Below are 8,459 nucleotides of genomic sequence, written 5' to 3'. Positions count from 1 at the left end.
CAACCAAAAACAAACCCCCAGTAAGGGCCGGGCCACCGGTCTGTCCATAGCGAACAGACATTAGCCTTCAGACCATAGGAATCGAAACAATGAATCAGAATACATTCACGCAGCGTCTACTCGATAACCCACTAGCAACCGTCACGGATTTCTACGCCCAACATCTAAATGAAAACGCCCACGACTTCCTCACCAAGCACTGCCTCTCATCGGATTCAATGCTTCGAGTCGGCTACTCCGATCGATCGCTCGGCAAGCAGATCCCTGACAAACAATTCAAACTCGGTCGCGAGATTCGAACCAAGCTAAAACAAGTAGGCATCATCAAGCCCAACGGTCGCGAAACACTGCGAGGCTTCATCACGTTGCCACTGACTGACATCGAAGGCAACGTCACCGGCATCTACGGCGAACGCATCGACAAAAAGAACAAGCCTGAACCACGATTGACCATCGGCAACGGAACTTTCAACGCTTCGGCATTGACCAACTTCGATGAAATCATTCTCTGCGAAAGCGTCCTCGATGCCTGGACCTTCCACGCCGCCGGTCACACCAATGCCATTGCAATCGAAGGACAGCAGCATCAGCCGCTTGGCGCTAGCCTGCGGTTCCCGGCCACCGTCAAACGTATTCTGCTCGCTGGTTCATCCTTCGATGAATCACTCTTCGATGGAATCGAGTTGATGCGAATCCACTTTCCTGAAGGAACGACCGTCAACTGCTATGCCATCGACCATCGCAGTGATGACAATGCACTTGGTAAACGCATCCGCGCAGCCACACTTACTTCACCCTCCCGCGAAGTGGGAGGGTCGGACGCGGTAGCGGCCGGGGAGGGCCAGAGTGCAACAGAACCAACCACGAAACAAACGAAACACACGAAAGAGAAGCAGCTAAAGAAAGAAACGCCCGCCGCATCACCAACTCCCGCGCCGGTGGATGACATGGACATCACCCAAAGTGAAACCGAAGTCACGCTTTGCATCGAAACACGGCGATGGCGCGTACGCGGCTTGGAACGTAACAACACGTCAGGCGTAATGAAAATCAACTTGCTAATCTTCAATGAACGCAACGAACGATTCCACGTCGATACGCTCGATCTGTACCACTCCCGCAGCCGCCGTGTCTACCTGAAGGAATCCGCCGAAGAAACAGCGTTATCCGAAAACGAACTCCGCAGCGATCTAGGCCGAGTCCTGTTGAAACTCGAAGAACTGCAAGAACAACAACGCACCAAAGGCAAGACCGAAACCAAACCGGTCGAGCTAACCGCGGCTGAGCGCAGCGAAGCAATGGAACTACTCAAAGACGAGAACTTGCTAGACCGCATCCTCGACGACTTCGACGCTTGCGGGATCGTCGGCGAGCGGACTGGCAAGCTGGCCGGATACTTGGCTGCAACGAGTCGGCTGCTCGATAAGCCGCTCGGCTTGGTCATTCAATCATCGTCCGCTGCTGGCAAGAGTTCACTTGCCGATGCAGTGCTACGATTCATGCCGTCGGAGTCGCGTTTCACTTGCAGCGCGATGACCAGCCAAAGCCTGTACTACCTGGGCAATGAGAATCTGAAGCACAAAATCCTCTCGGTCGCCGAAGAAGAAGGCGTCCGAGACGCTTCGTATCAATTGAAACTGCTGCAAAGCGAAGGACATCTTTCACTAGTCGCCACCTCCAAAGAATCCGGCACCGGACGCACCGCGACCGAACGCTACGAAGTCGAAGGCCCGGTAGCGCTCGTGATGACAACCACGGCGCTGGATGTCGATCCCGAGCTAATGAATCGCTGTCTCGTCGTTAGCGTCGATGAAAGCGCCGATCAAACGCAAGCGATTCACGCGGCGCAGCGTCACGCTGATACGCTCGATGGCTGGGACAAGGAAACCGAACGAAAGCGATTGACGGCACTTCACCAAAACGCACAGCGCTGCTTGCGACCGATTCGCGTGATCAATCCTTACGCCGATCAATTGAAGTTCATCGGCAATCAAGCACGTCACCGTCGCGATCACCAAAAATATCTCGGCTTAATCAAGGCGGTCACCCTACTGCATCAACATCAACGCGAAGTGAAACAACGCACCAAGCACGAAGAAACAACCGACTACATCGAAGTCACTCGCCGTGACATCGCGCTGGCGAACATGATTGCCGATTGGGCGCTCGGACGCAGCATCGACGAACTGGCGGGACCGACACGCCGATTACTGATCCAGCTCTTTGACTGGATTCGAGCGACCGCCAAGGCACGCAAGCTTGAACCGAGCGAAGTCCTGTTCACTCGCCGCGAAGCCCGCGAGCAACTCGGCTGGAGTGCTTCACCGATACGCATTCATCTGGAACGACTTTGTAAGCACGAATACGTGCTTCCCCACGGCGGCGGCAACGGACGGCTCAGCCGGTACAGCTTGCTGTATGACGGACGAGGCCGCGAAGGACAACCGGCGATGGTCGGCCTGATCGACCCAGCTTCCCTGACCGAACCGCCATCTATCACTACAGCACCCAACCTGTCCGGCCAAAAGGCAACCTGACCGATAGCTTTCCGGCACCTATCCGATCGCAAATCCAAACTCAAGTCGTTGCGCACCAACGACTAGCCGCCACACCTGACCGATTCGGCAGGCGCAAGGCACCCCCACCGCAAAGACGTACGCACCGATCGTACGTAGCGGCATCTCTGCCGCGCTTCGTTCATCGCTTCTTGATGAACGAGTTTCACTTTACCAAACCGTCCGTGCTATCGGTGCGCGCGGACACTCTCGGAGAAACCTGTTATGTCATCCAATCTCAACACCGTGCTTGCCGCTCCCTTCGGCGACGACAGCGACCCACGCGGCTTCTGGCTGCTACTGCTCGGTCACGTCGAACACTTGCAAGTCCGCAACTACGCGCCCGACACCATTCGCATCCGTGCAAACTACGTGCGATCGTTCGCGCTGTGGTGCTTGGACCGTGACCTCTCGCAACCCGCACTGATAACGAAACCAATCCTAGAAAGCTACCAACGCTACTTGTTCCGCTATCGCAAAGACAACGACCAACCGCTTTCATGGCGCAGCCAGAACATGCACCTGGCTCAAGTCAACCAGTTCTTCCGTTACTTAGTGAAGTTCAACCATTTGCCGTTCAACCCGGCCAGTGAAATTGAACTCCCCAAACAACCCAAGTCGTTACCCAAAGCGATTCTGTCCGCTGATGAAGTCGAACGCATCCTAGCAAAACCCGACACGACAACGGCACTCGGCCTGCGCGACCGCGCCATCTTGGAAGTGTTTTACTCAAGCGGCATCCGCCGCGCCGAACTGTGCCGCTTGCGGACCGAACACATCGACGTGGATCGCAAAGCGATCTTCATCAACAACGGCAAGGGCCAAAAAGACCGCTACGTCCCCGTCGGTCTTCGCGCCTTGCTATGGATCGCCCGCTACGTTGAAAGCGCCCGCGACAAACTGCTACTCGACCACAAAGAACCGACGTTGTTCTTGACCAAAGACGGCAAGCCGTTGAATCCCGACTCACTGACCGAATACGCCCGCAAGTACATCCAATCCGCAGGCGTCGAAAAGAGCGGCGCGTGTCACATCTTCCGCCACACGATGGCGACGTTGATGCACGAGAACGGGGCGGACATCCGCTACATCCAAGCGATTCTCGGCCACGAGCGATTGGAGACGACACAAATCTACACGCAAACGTCACTACGGAAACTGCTGGAAGTCCACGGCCAAACGCACCCAGCAGAAAAGCCCGACGAGGATGACACCGACGACGATTCAGAAAACACAACTGAATCCAAGTAGTCGCACAATCACTCTGAGCGATCTACAATAGGAGCCATGCTAACGGATCAACGAAACTCGAAACGATCGCTCCGCAACCGCGCTCACGCGCGCGGGGCGATCGTACGCAAACATCGCCGCCGCCACTGCGCCACAGTCTCAACGAATTGCCGCATCAAACACACTCCGCCGCACCGGAGTTGCACTTGGTTGGGGATAATCAGCCAAGACCCAATCGGCTTCGCTGCGGGCGATGCGAACCTGTATCGGTACGTGGGGAATGGACCGACGAATGCGACAGATCCAAGTGGGCTGGAAGAAGTCCCTATCCCAGAGTTTCAGTCTGACGAAACACAACTGCTGTCGGCGAGTTTTAGGATCGGCGGTATTGTCCTGCTGAACCGATATCAGAATCCAGAACTGTTTAGAGGACTACAGCCACATGATGTTGCGTCGTTCCAGGCCGGGAACGGCTTGAGTCCCGTTGTAGGTAGTAATCCACGTGCGGCGGTGTCGCAAGCGGAGATGACGTACAGGCATTTGCGTCCAGGTGGAAACGCGAGGATCGCTGGTTCAAATCGCATTTCTTGGACGACTGTTCCAGAAATGGCAGAGGTACTTGCCGGGAAAAACCAGACGAATCAAGTGCTTGCGCTTGACCCCGTAATGGCAAAGCAAAATGGTGTTCGCATCATGTCCCCGAAGGAATTGCTCTCAGATTTGGAGAAATACCGGAGTCAGTTGCAGAGCGAAATTGATTCGGGAACACTTGGAAAAGGTAGGCTACAAAGGGTAAATGCATCTCTGAAAGCAGTGTCTGATGCAAAAGGTTATGTACAGACCTACGGTGAACGACATACAGTTGGACCAATTCCTGACGAGGCTTTGCTTAATGCAAAGCAACTTAAGCAGATTCGATCTGCGCAGTCAGCCGGACGTGTTCTAATTGGCTTATCTGTCTTCTTGTCTGCCAAAGAGGTTATGGATGCGAGTCCCGAAAGACGAAACGCGGTACTTATCGATGAGGTTGCCGCGTTTTCTGCCGACATGATAATGCCGATGACGGGCGAGGCAGCACGATACGCAACCCAAACCAGCCGCGGGGAACTGAGAATTCTCAGTCGAATGTTCCCAACGGCGTATACATGGGCGATTGACGCGTATTTCGGTGAGGCAATCGAGGCTTCCGATCCTGAGGGTGTCAAGTATTTTAATTGGTCGATGAGAAGCTGGGATCGGCAGTTGCAGATGTTCTCAAGGATGTTCCGTGGATACTAGTTCTTCCGACAACTCAGTAAGTGTGCCATGGAAGCAATTTCCTGACACACCTGCCGGTGATCTTGCTTGGCGTATGGGCGTTGGGGAGTACTGCCTGACAGGGTTTATAGACCACTGCATCGGACTCGATCGCAGTGTGAGGCAGGCGTATCTGCTGTCGCTAAAACCGATCCCTTCGGATTGGCTTCAACTTGCATGCGAACTGTTCTGTCATCCAGAGGATGAGGATGATGAACAATGGGGTGAAGCTTTCGATCAACTGAGTAGCGAGTAGAAGAGACGCTTCGCGTGGGGCAGCTTCGGGATTCAGTCGATGAGCAAGTCACGAAGTGACTGCCGCGACGACAGGAAGTCGTCGCAACTCCGGGCCGGAAGCCCGCCACGCTGGACGACAGCGCTAACTTCCGCGCGCACCGGAGCGATAGCGACAGCGACGCACACGAAGTGCGTCGCAACTTTCGGCAGGAAGCCGCCACGCTGGACTAGAGCGCACTCGCCGAAGGCACGGCGACCCGGATGGTCGCCGCATGAGCCAGCCCGGTGGCATGGATGCCGCCCGGCGGAACGCGACACGAAGCGGGGAATTGTGGTTGATCTTTCCAATGGTTTAAAGGTTGGAATCACGGTTCAATGCCCCAACCGTGAAAGTCAGCGACGTCGTGTGGAGCCGGGGCGTAGCGACCGAGCGCAGGGAAGGCGCAGTGACGAGGAACGAGGAACGGAGACCGCACTGGAGTGACCGAGCGGAGACCGGGCGTCGTGACCGAGCGGGCGACGCAGGCACGATGCCGAAGTCGCACGCGAGGGAACCGAGGGCTGAGCCCGATAGAAAACAAATAGCCTGGATGGCGTCATCCGCTTCTTAGAGTACGGTAGCGACCGCGCGGGAGCCTAAGCGACCAAGCCGGGAGCGGTGGACTACGTTTGACGTGCAAGGCGGCGGCGGAGCGATCGCGTTCCGATGGGAAAGTGAGGAACGAACGGCCATCGGTACGCGAAGAGCGCAGTCCGTCCGCAAGAGGCCGCTTGAACAACGCGCCAGCGATACCGCTTGGACGCTTTGAGAAACGTAGCGGAATCGTTACCGGCGCAGTGAGGCACGAACAAGCGGGTAACTGTTACCGGCCTTCTTGATGTCGCATTTATGGCCGAATTGAGACTGTAGGGATTTGGCTGTGATTTTGGCGTGTTGGCCGAACTGGTGCGAAATTTGGAGAAGCATTTCGCGCCGCTCTTCTTGGCCGATTTGGTGTCGGAGAGTTGGATGATCCTGGACCGAAGTCGTGAAGGATGGATGGCGCCGATTGATCTGCTCGGCGATTCGGACTCTTGATCGAAATCCGATTGCGATCGCGAGGGAACGATCAATGCCAACTGCGCAACAAAAAGCGAACTGCGCAGCAAAAATGCGATCGTTCTGAGCGAACGATCGCATGGACGTTGGTTCCAATTCGATGATGCTGAACCGATGCTCGGACTCAACTCATGATGTCTGCAAGGAATCGGAGTTGGCCGATGGCGTCGGATCGCCGAGGTCATCTCGGTAGTCTTCCAACCAACGACGCAGAATCGTGACCGCCGGGACGAAGTCGTGACCCTGCAGTAACATCAGGTCGATGTTGTTGGTGTTCTGCTGACAACTGAAGCAGTGGGCCAAGTTGTTCTTCGGGTTCACTCTTAAGTCCCCTGTGATCGGTCGGGGATGCAGCGGTAGCCGGGATGGTTCTTGGTTGGCTGCAAAGTCCGGCTGACTTCACTGATTAGCAGATGCCGCAGAGTGTGACTTGGGCGTCTCAGTCACTTCTTCTCTTTCAGCGCGAAGTGGATGCGGTAAGATCACGCTCGTCGCGTTGCTTGATTCCGATCTTGGTCGACTGACGCGATGGTTCTGTGCTCTGCTGTGTTGATCTTTCGCCAGTTGCATTCGGCCCTCGCGTACACGAATCGCAACGGTTGATTTCGCAGCCATCTTCAAAGAGTTCGTTAGCATGGAATCAACTCCGCCTTTGGAGGCCCACGCGGTGAACCATTCTCCAATGGAACCTCGGCCAGCGACCTCATCCGTTGGTCAAGCAGCAACATGATCCAGTGGATGATCGGATCGGACAGGTCGATCATTCCATTGGCCAAACCGATGATGATTGGATTCTTCGATCCCGCTTGAGACTGCTCGATGACGACGCTCCGTAGACACTCGCCCAGTGAATCGAACTCCTGCGAATCCATCATTGTGATCATCCAGTCCACGATCGCCAGCGACGCCATCGTCAACGGACCGCTCAAATGCTCTCCCTCGATCATCGGACGATTACACTTCGCGCAGGCGTTGTACGTCTCCGGCAGCACGTGGCGAGAATAACGTTTGACTAATTTGGTCTCGTCAGCGGCACCGTTTCTGGCCGATTCCAGGCGAATCGTTCTGGGGGCTAAAAAAAGAGTGGTCGCGTTGACTATACACCGCGACCACCACAGCGCACCCCGCCGGAATGATCCGGCGGGGTGCTGGTTGATTCTCGGACTTGCGATTAGACATCGGGTAGCTTGTGGCGTTCTCGATCCGAGGAATCGTCACGCAAGTGTTGGCAGTCGGGAGTCAGCATCTCGACCAAGACTTCATTGGCCGCCTGTTCGCCGTCCGGCGGTGGTTGGGGCCACAGGAGAAGCGTGAGCATCACCAGGGGCAGGCAACAAGCGATTAGGATCGCTGCCGACTGAATCGATTCGGCGATGATCGGATCTCGGCGGTCGCGCTGGGCCCATTGCCTGCGATCCGACTCCAAATCATCGCGACCTTGGTTGAGCCCTGTCTGTTCGTCGACGATCGTTTGCTGGACGTCCAGAATTTGGTCCACTTGGGGACCGCTCAGGCCGGGAGCTTGTTTTTGGCATCCCGCCGTCACGAGCAAGGTCACGATCGTGACCAGCATCGCGCAGCGGCTGCCAGAGTTCTTTCTCATACACCTCCTCTTCATTGTTGGGGATTTTGTTGTTGAGCACGTGAAGCAAGATGCTTCGCAGCCCACGGATTTGAGTTCTCGCCTGCAGGATCAAAGTCACGGCAATCGCAAGCGACAATGCCAGAACCAAGATCACAGCAAACAGTGGATGCATTGGACTTTGTTTTTTCCTCCATTCAATTGTTCGATCCAGTAAGGTGGTTTTGACAGTTCCAGATTCCTCCGATGCGAGACAGCGACGAAGTTGTCAGCGGCGCCGCTACATCGGGACCATTTCCGAAGCGAGCAGATTGACGCTTAAATCCCGTTCCACCGGGATCTGTCTCAGCCATCGCGTCAGCTGATGAACCATCAGAGACGCGGTCAGGTTGGCGGCATAGACGGTACTGGCAGAAGTGCATTGACCGGTATGGGCATTCGACTGAGCGAACAGAGTGGA

Annotated in this window: 6 protein-coding genes and 1 pseudogene; 3 read left to right on the top strand and 4 right to left on the bottom strand. The window is 55.6% G+C overall.

Annotated features, from left to right (window positions below; translation table 11 throughout):
* Positions 1-89 precede the first annotated feature (89 nt).
* From NHH03_RS15870 to NHH03_RS15860, 3 genes are all read left to right on the top strand, one after another.
* Entirely contained in the window at positions 90-2,537 is a 2,448-nt protein-coding gene (locus NHH03_RS15870; RefSeq protein ID WP_253157883.1) for a hypothetical protein, read from the top strand.
* A gap of 243 nt (positions 2,538-2,780) precedes the next feature.
* Positions 2,781-3,806: a site-specific tyrosine recombinase XerC gene (xerC, locus tag NHH03_RS15865; protein ID WP_253157881.1), complete on the top strand. Its 1,026-nt coding sequence runs from the start codon at positions 2,781-2,783 to the stop codon at positions 3,804-3,806.
* Positions 3,807-3,995: 189 nt separating this feature from the next.
* On the top strand, positions 3,996-5,063 hold the full coding sequence (locus tag NHH03_RS15860) for a hypothetical protein (RefSeq protein WP_253157879.1): 1,068 nt from the start codon (positions 3,996-3,998) through the stop codon (positions 5,061-5,063).
* Between the two features lie 1,483 nt (positions 5,064-6,546).
* Here the strand turns inward: NHH03_RS15860 and NHH03_RS15855 are convergent.
* From NHH03_RS15855 to NHH03_RS15840, 4 genes and pseudogenes are all read right to left on the bottom strand, one after another.
* Positions 6,547-6,738 (bottom strand): hypothetical protein, encoded by a 192-nt coding sequence (locus tag NHH03_RS15855; RefSeq protein ID WP_253157877.1) that lies wholly within the window; start codon positions 6,736-6,738, stop codon positions 6,547-6,549.
* Positions 6,739-7,046: 308 nt separating this feature from the next.
* Positions 7,047-7,364 (bottom strand): hypothetical protein, encoded by a 318-nt coding sequence (locus tag NHH03_RS15850; RefSeq protein WP_253157875.1) that lies wholly within the window; start codon positions 7,362-7,364, stop codon positions 7,047-7,049.
* 224 nt (positions 7,365-7,588) lie between these two features.
* Positions 7,589-8,020 (bottom strand): hypothetical protein, encoded by a 432-nt coding sequence (locus NHH03_RS15845; RefSeq protein WP_253157873.1) that lies wholly within the window; start codon positions 8,018-8,020, stop codon positions 7,589-7,591.
* 259 nt (positions 8,021-8,279) lie between these two features.
* A pseudogene (locus tag NHH03_RS15840) lies at positions 8,280-8,459 on the bottom strand (ThiF family adenylyltransferase); the annotation flags it as partial.

The sequence above is a fragment of the Stieleria tagensis genome (assembly GCF_024129865.1).
Lineage (GTDB): Bacteria > Planctomycetota > Planctomycetia > Pirellulales > Pirellulaceae > Stieleria > Stieleria tagensis.
This window is presented reverse-complemented; position numbering and strand designations above follow the sequence as displayed.